Here is a 16,609-nt window from a genome sequence, read left to right as displayed (position 1 = left end):
TCTATCCATACCACCGGGGCGGCTGCCCCGGCAGGAACTTTTCTCTTATTATAGCATCAATCTTGTGAAATCACAATTTATTCTTGTAGCCTGCCGCTGATACCGTCTGGATTGGTTTTTCCTTTCTTTTTGTTCCCTTTAATTAGCCATGAACTGCTTGATCCCCTGGGATTTTGCACCGGGGTTGTCGTTGCCGTAACCTTCCAAAAGGTTGATGACACCCCATGCGCCGAGACCCGCGCCCAGGGCGATCACGAGAATTTTCAGCGTGTCAATCGCGCTTGTAAAAAAAGCCATAAAGTTAATCCTCCTTAATGTTCATAGAATTTATTGTTGTGGCCGCATTGGGCCGGAAACGAAAAAAGCCGCCGCCATGTTCAAATAGAAAACCTACAAAAACATGACGGCAGCATAAGGGGCAGGACAAGACCTGCGGGGGATATTCAGTTGTCAGGGAGAATCACGAATCCGCAATAGGCGCCTCCTTTCCAAAGGGTATAGAAAAACCCGCCATACAATAAGGAAATGATACGGCGGGTTTTACGCGCTTGTCTGCGCTGCCAGTTCTTCCGGCGTGATCTCATAGTTGGGGTACAGCTCTCTGGGACGTACAGGCAGTCTTGTAGACAGGTATTTCTCTATGTCAAAGGCGTTCTTTTCGTCAAAATCCGAAAGATATTTGTAATTCGGGTGTTTGGTAATGTCATACTTCCGGGACAGGAAGGGACGCACGCCCCTGATCTGCAGGAGGCATTTTCCGCCGTCCATCACCGCAAGCTCGTCAACGGACATCAAATCTTTTCCCAGCTTTTGAAAGTTCTGCCCGTGGGATTCCTGGGTGCCCTTCGTGACGCTGGTGTTATATAGATCAATGGTTTCTTTCCCCAGCAGGGAGTTCCAGCTTTTCAAGGTGGTTTCCTCCTTACCTCCCAGGAAAAGAGAAGAATCACAGTTGCCGATGATCGTGTCCATGTTGTCCTTATAAAGCGCTTTGAGCTGACTCTGGGCCTGCAATACCAGGCAGGCGGATATTTCCCTGGAACGGATCGTTGCCATCAGCTTTTCCAGGTTCGGGATTTGGCCTATATTGGCCGCCTCGTCGATCAGGCACCGCACATGGACCGGGAGCCTGCCACCAAATTTATCATCCGCCCGCTCACAGAGCAGGTTGAATAGCTGGGTATAAGCCATACTGACAAGGAAATTAAAGGTCGCGTCCGTATCACTGATAATAAAGAACAGCGCCGTTTTCCTGTCGCCCACCAGGTCAAGTTCCAGCTCGTCATACATGGTGATCTCCCGGACTTCCTTAATGTCAAACGGGGCAAGCCTGGCGCCGCAGCTAATTAAGATCGACTTAGCCGTCTTGCCTGCGGCCAGCTTGTATTTTTTATACTGCCGGAGGGCAAAGTGATCCGGGTCTTTCTGCTCCAGTGCGTCAAACAGCAAATCTACCGCGTTCTTGAAAGTCTCGTCATCCTCCCGGACCTCCATAGCGTTTATCATTTCCACCAGCGTGGAAAAGTTCTGCTCATTGGAGGGCGCTTCATAATAGATGTAGCCGATCAGCGCCGTATAGAGCAGTGTTTCGGCCTTGACCCAGAAATCGTCTCCCGATTTCCCTTCGCCTTTCGTGTTGGCGATCAGCACCGTTACCAGTTTGAGAATGTCCTTCTCATTGTGGATATACGCAAAAGGGTTATAGTGCATACTCTTTGAGAAATTGATGGTGTTGAATACCTTGATTTTATACGGCTCATACACGATCTTACCATTCTTGCCACGGACCGGCTTTCCGTCCTTATCCAGCTTCGGTGTGCCCCGGCTTAACAGCTTTCCAACCTCAATCAAGACCGTGCCCTTCGGATCGGTAACGACATAGGAGCTGTGCATCTGCATGAGATTGGGCTTGATAAAAAACCTCGTTTTGCCGGAGCCGGAACCGCCGACCACCAGCACATTTTTATTCCGGGCGTTGGCCGGGTTCTTCGGCCTGCCGGACATCATAAGCCCCTCGCTCTGCGTCAGAATGATGTTGTTTTCCGGTTTTTGGTCCATAAACGGTGCAATATCCGTTTTGCTGCCCCATGAAGCGTTTTGTCAAGTGCTTTTTAGAGTTATTGACGCAACATAGGCTCTTTTTTCAACGATAAAGCCCCACGCGGTCATACATGGGGCTGTGGGATTATAGTTGAAGTGGCAAAGTGGCAAGGTATCTGGGTTTTGCCACTTGGATTTTGCCAGTTCACTTTTTTAGGGCGTGATACCATGCTGCGCCGATACGCTTTGAGGTAATGCGCCCGTCAAGGTTTTTCTTTGCCGCCCGGACAGTACGGGCAGAAATCCCCGCGGCGGCTGCGGCTTTCTCTATGTCCTCGCTGGCAAGCTCTTTTCCGTCTGCCAGTAGGTCAAGTATCAGCTTTTCAGCCTGTTCGGTTTTGGTGGCGTTGTTGCCGCCCGCGCCGGACAGCAGCTCATCGGCAGTTATATCATATTCGCCTATCCACTCAAAGCCTATTTCCGGGTCAAGACAAAAGGCAACGGGCTTTCCCTCCGGCGCAAGAGAAGATTTGTCGTGAATGATAACGCGCACATTCGGCTCACGCTTCACGCGCCCGATTAAAAGGACGCTCCTTGCTGCGGCTCTAAAGTCGATAGAACCTAAGCCCCTGTATGCGCTCTGTCCTCCGGCAGCTTTGTTGAGGTGTCCGATAAGGATAACGGCGCACCCGGTACGCTCCGCGACTTCGGCAAGGCGGCGAAAAATGGGGCGTACCTCGTTTGCCTTGTTCATGTCGGCTTTGTCTCCCATATACGCCTGTATGGGGTCAAGGATAATCAGACGCGCCCCGTTCTGTATGATTGCTTTCTCTATGCGCTCGTCGGACAGGGTAAGCTCCCGTTTTGCTTCATCAATCACAAGCACCCGGTCAAGGTCTGCGGCAGCTTCTATCAAGCGGGGCTTGACGGTATCGCCCAAACCGTCCTCGGCGGTCTGATAAATCACTTGAAACGGTTGTATGGGCTTCATTCCCGGAAGCGTCCCGCCAGTGGTACAGGCAGCGGCAAGGCGCAGCGCAAAGGTGGTCTTTCCCTCGCCGGGGTTTCCCTGTACTATGGTTACTTTCCCAAAGGGGATATACGGCTCCCATAGCCATTCAACGGTCTGTGTATCAACCTCGCTCATGCGGATAATTTCAACGGTTTCTTCCTGTGGCGGTTCTTTCAATCCATAGACAGCTTCCCGCAGATATTTCCCGTCTGTGATTTCGCCCCGGCGCGTCTGCACCTCGTTCCAGTCTTTGAAAAGAGGGATAAGGCGGTGGACGGTCAAGCCCTCCGGCATAAACTCCACAAGGCGGCTGCAAGCGTCGTTTCCGGCTTTGTCGCTGTCAAGGCAGAGATATACGGTCTTGATGTTCGGGCGGTCAGAGAGAAAGCGCATAAGGGCTTTATCTCCCACGCCACCCAGCGCAAGATAGCTTTGCTTTTGCCAGTCCTTTTTGAACAGACAGAGAAAAGATAAGAGGTCAATAGGGGCTTCAAAGACAAACAATCTTTCGCCCTCGCCCCGATAGCAGAAGTTAAAGGCTTTGTCGCTGCCTTTCACATCAAGCCGGAAGTTCCCGGCTGTGCCGCGTTGGTGGGCGTAGTGTGGTACTCCGTCCTCGTCCCGTCCTACGAATACGGCGTTATGGTGGGCGGCTTCCTCGTAAATATCCCCGGTGGAAAAGAAAAAGCCCGACACATCTTCATCAATGCGACGGGCGGCTGTGAGGTAGTTTCTCGCTATGCGGTTGTCGGTGCTTCGGGGCGGCAGTCGGAAGTCAGAAAAGGACGCGGGGCTTGGTCTGTCCGGCGGCGGTGCTGCGCCTTTTTCTCCTGTTAGCAGTTCTACGGCTTCGGTAAAGCTCTTTCCGAAAAACTCCATGACAAAATCAATGGGTGCGCCGCCTTTACTTTGGCTGTGCCTGTACCATTTGTTTCCCCGGATAGTCAAGCTGTCATGCCGTTTCCAACGGTATTCCTGTCCGGCGCGGGTAAGCTGCTCGCCCTGTCCTTGCAGGAAAGAAACAAGGTCGGCTTGGTTGGCGCGGTCTATTTGTTCTTGGGTGTAATACATAAAAATTCAACTCCTTTCAGCGGTCTATATCATGCCGCTTGGTGCGGTTCTGTGTCAGCTCCGGCTGCTCGGCTTTCAGCGCAATATCAACGCACTTGCGTATCTTCTGAAGCTCGGCAACTTCGGCGCGGGCAGCTTTCAGTTTGGTGTAGTCGGTATCTCTCTGCGCTTTGAGGTCAGCGTATTCCTGTTTCCATTCGGAGATAGGTAGCGTCTTTATATCCGTCAGATTTGCATGGAGATAGCGGCTTGCTGCGTTCCATAAGGTTAGCTCCGCGCGGTGGGCTTCCTCATACTTATCCCGTTTGTTCATCCAGCCGTTTTTCAGCTTTTTCAGTTCGGCATGAATAGGCTTGTACTGCAAATAATTCTCGCCGTTCTCTATCAGCTTTTGCAGCTTTTTCATGCGCTGCTCGGCAGTTTTCATTCCCTCCCGGATAGAAAAGGCTTCCTCATTGACAGAGGAAAGCGAAGCGTCCAACTCGTCAAGAGTGGAGATACCATGCTCCGCAAGATAATTGGCTGCCTGTGATATGGTTTTCAGTTCGTCGGCTGCGTGTTGGTGCTGCCAGCTCTGCGAATACTTCCGGCTCTTTTCCCTCTGAACGCTCAAATACTTCATCAGAAGATTTGCAAGGTTCGGGGACTTCGGCGGCTGTGGTTTTCTTGGGGCAGTTTCCCACGCCGCAAGCAGTCCGGCAATCCATTCTTTGAGGTTGTCGATCTGCGCCCGGATTTCCTTTATCAGCCTGTTTGATTTGCAGATAGCCCGGTTCAATTCTCCTTTCTCGGTGGCTATGCCTTTCTTCTCCATTTGACAGGCGGCTACGCCCATGTGGACAGTGGGTATCTCGTCAATTCCCCTCTCTGCGTTGCTGCGGTGGTCGATACGCTCTGTGCTTCCGGCGCGTTCAAGATAGCTGTTTGAAATATCAGCCCACGCCTTGCGCCACAAGAGGGCGTTGCCTTTGTCGTTCCAACTTGTGAGGTCAACCTTGTGGGTCTTGTATCTGCCGCTTGGCAAGCGTATGCGCTCGCCGTTCTCGTCAAGGTCATATTCTTTTTTAGATTTCGCCGCCCATGCGCCGCGCTCGTCAAGTGGTCGCATGGTCAGCATGATATGACAATGGGGGTTGCCGCTGTCGGTGTCATGGATAGCAAAATCCACGCACATTCCTTTGGAAACAAATTGAGAGGAACAGTATTCCCGGACAAGCCGTATCTGTTCCTCTCGTGATAATTCTATGGGGAGTGCTGCGTCAATCTCACGCGCAAGCTGGGCGTTCCCGGCTTTCTCATAAAGCTCCACGCTGTTCCATAAGGTAGAACGGTCAGAGAAAGAGGGCGGGGCATGGGGCGGCAGCATGATTTCGGTATGGACAACGCCGCCTTTGCGGGTGTAGTCGTGGGTCATTCCGTCCCACTCGTTTGTCAGCTTTTCGCCGCTTCGGTAGGCGGCTGCGGCAACGGCTGATTTGCCTTTGCCCCGGCTGACTATGCTGATGTTACAATGGTAAATGGCTATGGGTATCACCTCCAGTATAGCGGATATAAAACTTGTGGAAAATGAATAGCTTGCGTAGCAAGGTGTTCGGTTTCCGCAAGTACACAAAAGGGTAGACAGCGCAAGCTGTCGCAGGGGAAGTGTAGCGTCCCCTGTCTGTGGCAAAGCCGCCAATCGTAGCGCGGGGTAAAATCCCTGTGCGGAAGTAAAGCCCTCGGCAGAGCGCACACGCCCGTTAGGGTGTATAAGTGCGCCCTTGGTGTCTAAGGGATTTATTCAGCGTTCCCGTTCTCGGCTCGTTTTTTCAGATATTCCCGTACCGGCTCACTCGTCAGTGCAAGCCTAAGAAGTGCTGCGGCTTCCTCGTCGGTCATGTTCTTTGCTTCCGGCACAATGCTTTCAAAGACTGCGCCCCGGACGATAAGGCGGTGGCTGCGTGTCCGGCGTTCCTCTTTGGATAGCTTTTGACGCAACATCTTTTCCCGGTTCTCAAACTGTCGGATTTTCTTCTTTCCGTCCTCAATCTCGGCTTGCAGTTCTTCGCGTGTTTTCTCTTTTGGTTTTGTCATGGTTGGTCGCTCCTTTCTGCTCATAGGCATAGAAAAGAGCAGCCGTTTTTGTGTAAAAAAGGCTGCTCCCATTGAATTATTTGCTTTGTATTTATATCGGTGACTACGAAAACTTATTGACTTATGCTTTCTAGCGGGAAAGTAACACTCCAATTTCCTTCGATATGTGTATCGCTCGTAACAAAATATCCATATGCTTTATATTGGGTCAAATCAACATCTGACAAATCATAAACATATTCTACATACCGTTCTTGATGTTCACTATCAGTAGAAAATGCAATATTTGCGATACAGTGAATTTCCTCACCCTTGTCATTTTTGAAATAGATATAGCCATGATTATCCGTTTCTAAACTATCCTCGTACTTGACTTGTATATGCAATTTCCCATCCACATATCCCATAGCTGTAATATCTACCCCAGCAATAGGGGAACAAAGAATACCTGTTGTTTTCAATGCCTGAAAATTGTTTTCCATTTCATTGTAGTTTGTTCCCTCACCACCAAAAATTTGAGTCGGGGTAATTGTTTTTGGTATAGCACTAATTTGGGTCAAATCCAAATTTGTCAATATCGCGTCATATTCCTGCTTATTGCTCAGCATTTCTCGGACACAAAAAGTAATTTTTTCACCAATAATGTCTTCCTCATTCCATTGTGATATAGAAATTAGGAAAGTGGCGGTTTTTGTTTCAGTGTCATAGCTTATATTTTCACACGAACTGCTACAATCAAAAGGTGTATTGATACTAAAGCTATCAAACAAATCTGTCGTTTCATCAATTCTATCTCCGTCAATATCTTGTACGGAAATAAAAATCTTTGCTTCGTTACCCTCAACATAAGCCGAAATGACCTCAAACTTAATCCCATTATCCTCGCAGGACATACTAACAGGCTTTAACTTTTGAGCAATCGCTGGAGCTACCTTGTAGAGTAGATTATAAGCTGGTCCAAAATCTGCTGCCGCTAATGCTGGAACAGACATAGTAAAGACAAGGAGCAAACTGGCTACCATAGCTCCCCATTTAATCCAAATGGGCTTCTTGACCTTTTTCTTATAGTTAAGGGCTTCGTCAATGTATTTGTTGTCAAGCTCGCTCATAGCGTCGGAAAACTTCTTTGCGTTCATATAAATACCTCTCTTTCAATTAAATATTGTTTCATCTTTTCGCGGATACGGGTCAGCCGGACAGAGACATTTTTCTCTGAAAGCCCCACAACCTCGGCTATGTCTTTGTAGCTGTCAGAAAACCAATAGCGGCGCATGAAAATAACGCGGTTTTCAGTAGTCAGCGTATCTAAAAAACTTTCAATGATACGGGCTAATTCTTTAGCTTCAATTTCTGCTTCTACTGTGTGAGTATCTGCTATATAGGGTTCAATTTCCTCCAAAGCAATCGTGTAATGGCTGCTTCGTTTGGCTGCTTCCTTTCTCCAATAAATTTTGATTGAAATGTTCCGAACGATTTTCAGAACATAGGATAAAAGTGGGTTAGGTCGTGCAGGGGGAATAGTGTTCCATACACCTAAATAAGCGTCGTTTACACATTCCTCTGCGTTTTGCCTACTTCCTACGATATGATAGGAAAGATTGTGGCAGACTGTTCCGTATTTTATATCCAACTCCCGTATGCCTTGTTCTGAACGCTCAAAAAACATTTCTATGATTTTTTCGTCGTCTATCATCACACCGCCTCCTTTCCGGCTTCATCTATATACTACGGTTTTAGCGGCGAATACTACATCAAATCTCAAACTTTTTCAAAAAAATTATATCACACTTCGCGTCAGATTGCTTGCGTTAGCTTTCGCCGCTTCGCTGGCGGCTCTCCGGCGTTCCTCGCTGTATGGGACGGTCAGACGGAAAGAGAAACGCCTCTTTGCAATGTCAAACTCCATGCAGCCCGTTTCGGGGTCTGCGTCGGTCTGGCGGCACTCGCCGGGGTGCTGTCCGGCATAGGCGGCAAGCCGCCTTTTGAGGTCGGTGTTGTGGGTGCGGATATGGATAAGCGGGTCTTTCTCGTCAAACCATATATCGGTGGTCTTTTCCTGCTTGGTAAGCCCTGTTCTCATAAACTCTCCTTTCTGCGCCCCTGTTACGCAATAGGGGCATTTTTCGGGTGTTTTCCTCGGCTCTTGACTTGGGGAAAACGGCGTTTTTGACGATAAAAACCGCCCGGACGGGGAATGTATCGTCGGGGCGGCTGTTATCGCAAGATTTCCGATTTTTCCGGCTCTTGACCGTTAGACGCAGAGAAACGCAAGTTGTCGGCAAGTATCATTTTCAGCAGCTTGTCGGAGAATGTTTCTGTGCCATTGGGATTGAAAAATAGCTCCGCAACAATGGCCTGCCCGTTCCTCTGGGTCGTGATGATACCGTCCGGCTTGGTCGGCGGGGCGGGTGTTCCTTTCTTTTCTGTCAATCGGTTTCTCCTTTCTCCGGGCGCGAAAGAGGGATTTCCCGTAGTTCGGAAAATCCCTCTCTGATGTTGGCTGTTCTGTTTTACGGCGCGGGCTGTGCGGCGGCAGCCTGCGCCTTTTTCCTCGCCCGGTATTCCCGCGCTTTCATGCGGTCATACTCCCGTTGCTTTTCAAGGTTTCTCGCCCGGTATGCCCTTGAATATTCGCGGTGGTAGGCGCGGCTCTTTTCCTTTTGTGCTTCTTCGATTTCCTCCCGCATTTGCCGGATTTCCTGCTCTGTCGGCTCTGCAAGCTGTGTCAGTTCATTTTCAAATCTGCCGATATGGTTAAAGTATATCCCGATATGCTGAATAGCTTGTTTCGCCCTTTTCTTGTCGCGCTCATGCACTTCAATCCGGCTGATAAACTCGTTGAGGATAGTTGGGGTAAGGTCGGTAAAGTCAGTGTAACGGTCTATCAGCTTTACAAACTTCTGCGCCCGTCCTCCCGCGTTCTCAAAAGCGGATAGCTGCTCCCTAAGCTGTTCAAGTTCTGCTTTCAGTGTGTAGTATTCTTCTGAATACTTCTGCGACATCTGCTCATAGCGGTCTTGCGGGATAGTTCCCAGCGCGTTATCCTCATAAAGTTTATTCAGCACCTTGTCAATCTGTTCAAGGCGCGTCGTGATTTGCGGGATACGCTTCTGCTGTTTCTTGGTCTTGTCGGTCTGCTGCATGGCAAGGCTCTTTTTCACTAAGGCTTCAAACTCTGCCCGGTTGCTGATAGAGTATTCCGCGATTTTTTTCAGCACATCTGCGACGGTCTGCATGAGCAGATCCGCGTCCATGATGTGCGGGGAGCTGCACTTGGGATTTTTGGATTTTCCCTTGTGGTACTCGCTGCAATAGGCAACATGGCGCTTGCCGCCATTCCTGTAATCTATGCGAATGTGCATTTTTGCGCCGCAGTCTTTACAGAAAAGCAAGCCGGACAGAGGGTGGATTTCCCCGTCCCCGTTGGGGCGTTTGACAGGTGCGTTTTCCAAAATCCGCTGCACATTTTCAAAGTCTGTGCGGTCGATAATCGGCTCATGCACATTTTCTGTGATGTGCCACTGGCTTCTGTCTACATAGTGGTTGCGTTTATCCCGGAAATGCTTTGTGGTCTTGAAGTTGACTACATCACCGCAATACTCCTGCCGCGTAAGGATATGGGTCAGGGTGGCTTTGTTCCACTTGTAACGGTTATCCTCGTTAAGCGTCTTATTTTTACAAGTTCCCCGCCCTCGGTCTTTCATGTAGAAAGTGGGGGTAGGGATTTGTTCCTGTGTCAGATATACGGCGATTTGGTTTCGGTTTTTCCCGTCCAGAAACAGACGGAAAATAAGGCGCACAACCTCGGCGGCTTCCTCGTCGATTATCCAAAAATCCTTGTTGTCCGGGTCTTTGATATAGCCGTAGGGAGCTTCGGTAGCGATTGGCTTGCCACTTGTGCCTTTTGTGCGGATACCCGTTTTTACTTTCTTGCTGATGTCCTTTGCGTACCACTCCGACATGATATTGATAAAGGGGGCAAACTCCAATGTGTCGGGGTTTTCGCTGTCTATGCCATTGTTGACCGCGATAAAGCGCACATTGTTCCGCCTGAAAATCTCCATAGCGTTGCCGACTTGGAGATAGTCGCGCCCCCAGCGGGTAAGGTCTTTCATAATACAGACGCCGATTTTGCCGCTTTCTACATCTTCAATCATGCGGGAGTAGGCAGAACGGTCAAAAAATCTGCCGCTTTCGTCGTCGTCAATGTAGTGCCGGATATTGGTTAGGTGCTGCCCTCTGGCGTAGTTCTCCAAAAAGATTTTTTGGTTTTGTATGCTGTTGCTCTCGCCGCCATCCCTGTCCTCGTCGCCTACGGAAAGACGGGAGTAAAGGGCTGTGATTTTGCTGTAATCAGTCATGTGCATATCCTCCTGTGCGTCCATGTAGAGTTCCTTTACACTTAAGATTATGCACTCCAGCGGGCAGAACCGTATTCCACATTTTTACGGTACTTTTTTGCGTCCTTTCCTTTGAGATACACCGCCAGCCTCATAATGACCGCACCGCAGAGCCCCACCAGCCAATCCAGCGCCGCACCGGGCCACATGCTCTGAAAGGCCAAAGTGAAGCCTTCACTTAGCCCCAGCAGTTTTTGCGAAGCATCCGCTCCGGGAGCCAGCCGTACCGTCTGGCCCAGCTTTGCGAATACCAAAAGGAACAGAAGGTAAGGCAGGTGGAGGATCACCTGCTTTTTCAGGGTGACCGTATCTATCTTCAACGCTCCGGCCCTCCATGCTCCTTATTCTTTACCTTGTCACGGCCAAGCGCCTGTGCCAGCTCTTTGAATTTGGCAAGCTGGGAAAGCAGCGACGGCCTGGTGCTACGGGCAAGGTCTTTTCTTGTATATTCCTTAAATGCCGCGGTCAGGGCGTCCGCCTGGTTTGCCTTGAAATACACCGTCCATTTGGGCGGATCCGTGCCGGGGTCTTTTTCAATGTGATAGCGGACCTCATGCTTTTTGGCGATCCGTTCAAAAGAGCGAATCCGTCCGGTCACTTCAATGGTACTGGCGCCGGGGTCCCTGGCGGTCAGCCGCTTCATGCTGTTGCGGCCAACTTTCGGGGTATTGCGGCTATGCTCCATCTTTTGAAGCGCGGCGGCAATGGCCGCTTTCAGCACCCGCCCGGACAGCTTTGCCGCCTGGACCGTGACCGACATGGTTCTTTGTTCAATATCTTCCTGCACCTACATCCTCCTTCCTGAAAAAATATAGTCTGTTCATTACCGTGCCTCACTTAGTACCTGCTGGCGCGGGGCGTGTTCGTGGGCTTTTTCCGCCTGTTCGATCTGAATCCGGGCGTGCCGAAGGAGCGTCTTAATCATGGAAGCCGGTTCTTTCACTTCCGAAAGGTGCTCCGTCATGCCTTTGCACTCGTCTGGCAGATAATCCGCCATTGCTTTACAGGCATCTTCCAGACTTCCGATGAATCCCCAGCAGCTATCCGACAGCTCGCCGTTTTTATACAGCTCAAAGCCATAACACTCACCCCGGAGATAGGCGTCATACTCAGCAACCTCGCCCCTAAGCAAATCCTCGGCTTTTTTTCGGAGGGCGCCGGTCATTTTCTCCCCGCCGAACTCTTTCAGCACATCCTCTTTGGAAACATACACCCAACCTACCTGCCCGCTGTCCCAGGGATCGTGGAAACTCTCTGTCTGCATGGCAAGGCCGCTGTGGTCCAGAAGGTACAGGGGCATCACAACGTATTTTTCAGAGATCACCCGGAGCATGGCATCATCCACGGCACGGGGGTCGGGGTGGTCGCCAGTCATTTTCCGGCTCCAGACCATATTTACCATGCGCTCATAGCGTTCCGTGCCGCGCTCATTGTTGCCAACGGTGTTTAAGTACATTTCCCGCAGAAAATCGTCCTTGTCAATATAGTTGTGGTGGTCGCCCAGGGCATAGCGGGGGTGGAAGCATACCATTGTCCCGAAGTTGTCATTAACTTCACGAGGGCTGATCAGCATATCGTCCGGCTGCACCATTAAGGCATAGGGTTCCTGTTCTGCCATCAGCATAAGCCATCAGCTCCTTTCCGGTTCTTTCTTTTTCTCCGGCGTCTTAGGTTCTGCCTTTGCCGCCTGTTTCTTAGCGTCGTCAAGCAGCTCCCGCAGCGACACATCCCGCTTTGCCTCCGGCTGCCGGGCGCCGCCCAAAAAATCCGGCACTTCCTTAAACCCAATGCTGTCCACATAGTAGGCGGTGTCGCTGCCTTTTTCGTGGAGCACTACTACATCAGAGACAGAAAGGGAATGCCCCTTAAAATCCTCCGGGTGGTCGATGTTAAAGCGGGTATAAATATCTTCCAGTGTTTCGCCGGGCGAAAGCTCCGCCGCATAGACCATCTGGTAATTGTCCCTGTCTACCGGGAGCCCTTTCTTTTCCAGCCAATCAAGGGACATAAAGCGCAGGTCATCGGTGCTGTCCGATAAGTCAAGCTGGTAAATGGAGTAGGCGCTGATCCCGTATTCTTTTTCATAGGCGGCAATGCGATCCAGCAGCGGCCCGGCCTCGCCGTTCAGGTGTTCCTCCTGAATGACAGTTGCCATCCTCATGCGTATCTTTCCGGTCTGCCCGGAAAGGAGTTCGTCCGCCATGCGTTCTTTTTCCTCATGGAAAACGGGGTGCATATCCGCATAAGCGTCACTGTACTGCCGCAGGAACACATCCAGGTCAAAGGCCAGGTCCGTGGACTCGTCCAGCCGCATTTCTTCCCGCTGTGCCTCCTGTGCGGCCATCTGCGCCCGCTGTGCCTCCTGTTCTTCAGGGGAAGGGACCGGCTGCTTGACTGCCAGGATTTTCCCGGCAATGCGGACAAACTGCTCCGGGTGCTCAAACTGCTGCCGGTATTTCTCCATAAGGTCTGCTGGAAGGTCTGTAAAATCTTCCTCGCCAAGCCCGCAGAGAAAGAAATTCCCTGCAACAATGTCATAGATATTGCCCTCGTCATCATGGAGAGCACGGTTCAGGGGAAGCCCCATGTATTTGCCTTCCTCGTTACAGATCAAGGCAACCGGGTCATCGTAAGGGTAAACAGCCTGAATGTCCCCGCCGACAGCGGCCTGCAATGGCTCCAGACCTTCGCCAATTTCTGCCGCATAGGGGACTTTCCCAGGCTCCACCATTAAAACTTTCATAACTGCATATCCTCCTTCTTTTTATTCGGCTTTGCCTGCCGCCTGCCTTCTTCCCGTTCTTTCCCTGGCTGCGTTTTGGAAGCGGTAAGCCTGCTTACGACAGAACCCTTCGCCGCATTCTCCGCCTCAATCTCTTTTGCGGACAGCCTGCGAAAACTGTCTGTGTCCGGGATAAGGGCAAGCCCGCTGCCATTGTCCCATTTCACATGAATCTGAGACTGGTCATCCACATAGTTAACCGTTCCCCTCATTCCTGCCGGAATCGGTGCAAACGGATCATCCATCCCAATCAGTTCCAGCCTTGTACCGGGAGGGTATGACTGCCGGTAAGATTCTGCCATGCGGCGGTTCTTTTCCCACTCATTCATAAGCTGCTCCTTTCTTCTGACTGATATTTTTCTCCCTGTCGGACCGGCTGCCCGGATTCTTTTGCGTCCAGCTTCGCCGCCGCCAGTTTCCCCAGCACGGAAGGCTTTTCCGCCTTTTCGGGCAAAGAAATATCGCCCTCCGAAACCTCGGCGGCGGTGTGCTCTGCCTTGACCGGTTCCTGGCCCTCCACGGTATAACCGGGAAGGAGGGTACCGTGAACGGTAAAGTGGTGCTCATATTCTTTTGGAATCTGCGGAGAGATTTCTGTAAACAGGTGGGAGTAGGCTTTCTTGCGCCCATCCAGGTATTTCATAGCGGCGGCTTTGTCGGTATAGCGTTTCTGGTTCTGCCCGGCGATCTTTTCCCCATATCCCTCCTTCGGGGAATTCACATACACATCCCATGTCACATACCAGGCAACCGGGACGCTTTGCTTCGTTTCCCGGTCATATTTGGTATCTTCCCAAACGCTGCATGTCATCTTATAGACACGGTTGCTGATTTCCTCGGCGTCCCGCCAGTTGCCGGTTTTGCGCCATTCATTTCCCGTATGTGCAACCTCCGGGGTCCGCAGGTATTCCAGCGAGCGGTTCAATTTCTGTGTGACTGCCGCCTGCTGTTCCCATTGTTTTGCCGCCGCCTGCACGATTGCAAGGGCTTTCTGCTCGCCGTCTATGCTGTCCTGACGCAATGCCTCCAGTGCATCCGCACCCTGCGTAATCAGGGAAGATATATCCACATCCTCACAATATACGTTGTGCTCCAATTTGAGCTGGCTGCCTTCCGTTAGATAGTCAAACCGGTAAACCTGATAATCCTTGTTTTCTTCCAATGTTTCACCTCCTTAAATCTCCGGCGCGTGGGACTTTTTAGGAGCCGCCTGCGCCGGGGTACTTTTTTCTGCCGATCTTGCCGCCGCAAGTTGCCCGATCACCGAAGGGCGTTCCATCGTAAATATGGTAATCTGCTCATTTTCAGCCAACGGTACAGCCTGCACCGCAAGGGGCAGCGTTGTTTCCGCATGGGTAAGGGTGTGCTGCAATTTCAAATCTGCCACGATCTCGTCAAACACCGCGTTGATCGCCCTGCGTTCCTCACCCTGGGGATAGGCTTTCAAAACCTCTGTTTCCCCGGATTTATCCATGACAAGGGCTACCGCGCAATCCGCATGGCCGGCCAGATAATCAGAAGCATAGGGCAGCTTATCCTTGATATAACAGGCAAAAGCCCTGGCCGTCATTTCCGTGTTGCTGTCCCAATAGCCGCCGTCTTTCTCGCATTCTTTTCCCATTTTTACGGAATTGCGGTAGTAGTCGGTCTCTGTCCGCCCGATCTGCGGGGTTTCCTGTTCCTGCATCCTGTGAAGCATCCGCTCGAACATTTCCAAACGTTCACGATCACTTTTGGGAATCACATGGCCGCTGACGGATTTCTTTAAGGCGCTGATCTGATCCACAGAACCGACCTCCCCGGAAAGGAAAGCGTCTTTTAATGCCACATACTGTTCCAGCGTACTTTCATTGCCGTACCGCTTCAAGGAGCCAAGCACCGCCGAATCCAGCCAGCTTGCCGCGTTTTTCTTTGTCCGGCTGTTCTGTGCCTCGGTGCGTTTGGCCGCCTGCTCCGGCGTCTCCGGTTTGTACTTCATGGTATCAATGAGCTTTTGGAACAATGGGTAAAGGCGGGGCTGTTCTGAGAGCATCCCTTTCGCGCCCATCTTTGCCCCCAAATAGTCGTCAAAGCCGTGCCACCATTCATGCGCCAGGGAACCGGCCCCGTGCATCTTCGTAAGGTTGATGACCTTGCGGAGCGGTTCATAATGGGCCGCGGCGTTGCCGCTGCCCCTGGCACCGAAAGCGATAGCAAGCGTGCCGCCAAAGGCAATATCCTGATCGCTGATCTGTAAGGCAGCCGCCAGGTCTTTCAGTGCTTCAAATCCCATGTTCAGGGACGCCTGCCGGTCATTCTGGTTCATCCAGTTTCCAAATTCGCCGCCCCGGAAGCCGAAAGTGTCAAGATAATGCTGTCCGGTGATCTCCTGACCGCTCCGGTAGTCCGGCCCGGTCCGTCTCACATGCGCAAGCTGCGGAGGGGTAAACCGGACCTTTCCGCCTTTGCTCCGCTGCCGGGCAAAATCCTGTACCCATTTCAGGGCTGCCTCACGGGATTCCAAATTTGTCTGCAAAATGGAATAGCCTTTCGTCACATAATAGGTGCCGGGTTTCCAGTCGTTATTTCTGGAATAGGTGTTTTTCCCGTCATTGAAGTGGATCGCATAGCCCTTTGGCATCTTCTGGTCTTTGGAAACGCCAAACTGTTCCTGCTGCGCCTTTTGCGTGAAATCCCGGTCAAAGTGAGAAGCGGAGCGGATATGTAAGGCCTGCACCAGCTTATTGGTAATGACCGGGTTATCCAGGGATTTCTTCGTAGCGCGGTAATGGGTTCCGCTGGCCCAGCCCTGCACCTGCTCCACATATCCATTTTGTATCAGAAAGCGGTCATAGGCTTGCATAGCGTCATCCAGTGTGCGCACATCCTCGATCACGGCCTGTAGCTGCCGGACGGTCTCAATATATTCCTCCTGCCTGGCACGCCTGAGCTCCGGGGTTTTGTCACTGTACCGGTATTGGGGAGAAGCCCCCAGGCTGTCCCGTGCCTTTTTGATGAAATAGACAACGCCGAGGGGAACGCCATCGTCAAGCATGGCCTGATAGTCCGGTTTCTTCCAGACATTATCCTTCTTGACGAATTTCTCCGCCTCCCGCTCATTCATGGCGCCCAGGTCGTCTACATACAGGCCGCGGTCTTTCCAGAGGTCTTTTTTCGCACCTCCGATCTTTTCCCCAAAATCCTCATGCTGTAAATTTTCTGCCAAACATTATCACCTCCAGTCTGTGCGAA

15 protein-coding genes and 2 pseudogenes are annotated in these 16,609 nt (G+C 51.2%); all 17 read right to left on the bottom strand.

The window, feature by feature from the left end:
- Nucleotides 1–138: 138 nt before the first annotated feature.
- A complete protein-coding gene (locus WMO41_RS02430) occupies nt 139–297 on the bottom strand; it encodes a Maff2 family mobile element protein (protein ID WP_178819303.1) in 159 nt (52 codons plus the stop codon).
- Between the two features lie 243 nt (nt 298–540).
- Nucleotides 541–2,097, bottom strand: a pseudogene (locus WMO41_RS02425) (VirD4-like conjugal transfer protein, CD1115 family); the annotation flags it as partial.
- A 148-nt stretch (nt 2,098–2,245) separates the two neighbouring features.
- Nucleotides 2,246–4,123: an AAA family ATPase gene (locus WMO41_RS02420; RefSeq protein WP_349228454.1), complete on the bottom strand. Its 1,878-nt coding sequence runs from the start codon at nt 4,121–4,123 to the stop codon at nt 2,246–2,248.
- Nucleotides 4,124–4,139: 16 nt separating this feature from the next.
- Nucleotides 4,140–5,648, bottom strand: coding sequence for a MobQ family relaxase (mobQ, locus tag WMO41_RS02415; RefSeq protein ID WP_349228506.1), 1,509 nt, complete (start codon nt 5,646–5,648; stop codon nt 4,140–4,142).
- A gap of 251 nt (nt 5,649–5,899) precedes the next feature.
- Entirely contained in the window at nt 5,900–6,220 is a 321-nt protein-coding gene (locus tag WMO41_RS02410; RefSeq protein ID WP_494338417.1) for a DUF3847 domain-containing protein, read from the bottom strand.
- 89 nt (nt 6,221–6,309) lie between these two features.
- Nucleotides 6,310–7,332: a DUF4179 domain-containing protein gene (locus tag WMO41_RS02405; RefSeq protein WP_349228453.1), complete on the bottom strand. Its 1,023-nt coding sequence runs from the start codon at nt 7,330–7,332 to the stop codon at nt 6,310–6,312.
- The gene (locus tag WMO41_RS02400) at nt 7,329–7,889 is read right to left on the bottom strand and encodes an RNA polymerase sigma factor (RefSeq protein ID WP_349228452.1); all 561 of its coding nucleotides are present in this window, start codon (nt 7,887–7,889) and stop codon (nt 7,329–7,331) included. The genes WMO41_RS02405 and WMO41_RS02400 overlap by 4 nt, the downstream gene beginning before the upstream one ends.
- Before the next feature lie 84 nt (nt 7,890–7,973).
- The gene (locus WMO41_RS02395) at nt 7,974–8,276 is read right to left on the bottom strand and encodes a hypothetical protein (protein ID WP_349228451.1); all 303 of its coding nucleotides are present in this window, start codon (nt 8,274–8,276) and stop codon (nt 7,974–7,976) included.
- 134 nt (nt 8,277–8,410) lie between these two features.
- Complete coding sequence (locus WMO41_RS02390; protein WP_349228450.1) at nt 8,411–8,626, bottom strand: transposon-encoded TnpW family protein; 216 nt, start codon at nt 8,624–8,626, stop codon at nt 8,411–8,413.
- Nucleotides 8,627–8,706: 80 nt separating this feature from the next.
- A complete protein-coding gene (locus WMO41_RS02385) occupies nt 8,707–10,557 on the bottom strand; it encodes a DUF4368 domain-containing protein (protein WP_494338416.1) in 1,851 nt (616 codons plus the stop codon).
- A gap of 56 nt (nt 10,558–10,613) precedes the next feature.
- A pseudogene (locus WMO41_RS02380) lies at nt 10,614–10,916 on the bottom strand (conjugal transfer protein TraG); the annotation flags it as partial.
- Entirely contained in the window at nt 10,913–11,383 is a 471-nt protein-coding gene (locus tag WMO41_RS02375) for a PcfB family protein (RefSeq protein ID WP_009252029.1), read from the bottom strand. The gene WMO41_RS02375 and the pseudogene WMO41_RS02380, both read right to left, overlap by 4 nt.
- Before the next feature lie 36 nt (nt 11,384–11,419).
- Nucleotides 11,420–12,220, bottom strand: a complete 801-nt coding sequence (locus WMO41_RS02370; protein WP_009252030.1) for a hypothetical protein — start codon at nt 12,218–12,220, stop codon at nt 11,420–11,422.
- Nucleotides 12,221–12,226: 6 nt separating this feature from the next.
- On the bottom strand, nt 12,227–13,339 hold the full coding sequence (locus WMO41_RS15975) for a DUF3846 domain-containing protein (protein ID WP_009252031.1): 1,113 nt from the start codon (nt 13,337–13,339) through the stop codon (nt 12,227–12,229).
- On the bottom strand, nt 13,336–13,707 hold the full coding sequence (locus WMO41_RS02355; protein ID WP_009252032.1) for a DUF4314 domain-containing protein: 372 nt from the start codon (nt 13,705–13,707) through the stop codon (nt 13,336–13,338). The genes WMO41_RS15975 and WMO41_RS02355 overlap by 4 nt, the downstream gene beginning before the upstream one ends.
- Nucleotides 13,704–14,540, bottom strand: coding sequence for a hypothetical protein (locus WMO41_RS02350; RefSeq protein WP_009252033.1), 837 nt, complete (start codon nt 14,538–14,540; stop codon nt 13,704–13,706). Before WMO41_RS02350 ends, WMO41_RS02355 begins: the two co-directional genes overlap by 4 nt.
- Before the next feature lie 12 nt (nt 14,541–14,552).
- Entirely contained in the window at nt 14,553–16,583 is a 2,031-nt protein-coding gene (locus tag WMO41_RS02345; RefSeq protein ID WP_009252034.1) for an LPD1 domain-containing protein, read from the bottom strand.
- Between the last annotated feature and the right edge of the window lie 26 nt (nt 16,584–16,609).

Source organism: Ventrimonas faecis, assembly GCF_040096075.1.
Lineage (GTDB): Bacteria > Bacillota > Clostridia > Lachnospirales > Lachnospiraceae > Brotaphodocola > Brotaphodocola faecis.
The sequence above is the reverse complement of the archived record's forward strand: the minus strand, read 5'-3'. Positions and strand labels throughout refer to the sequence as shown.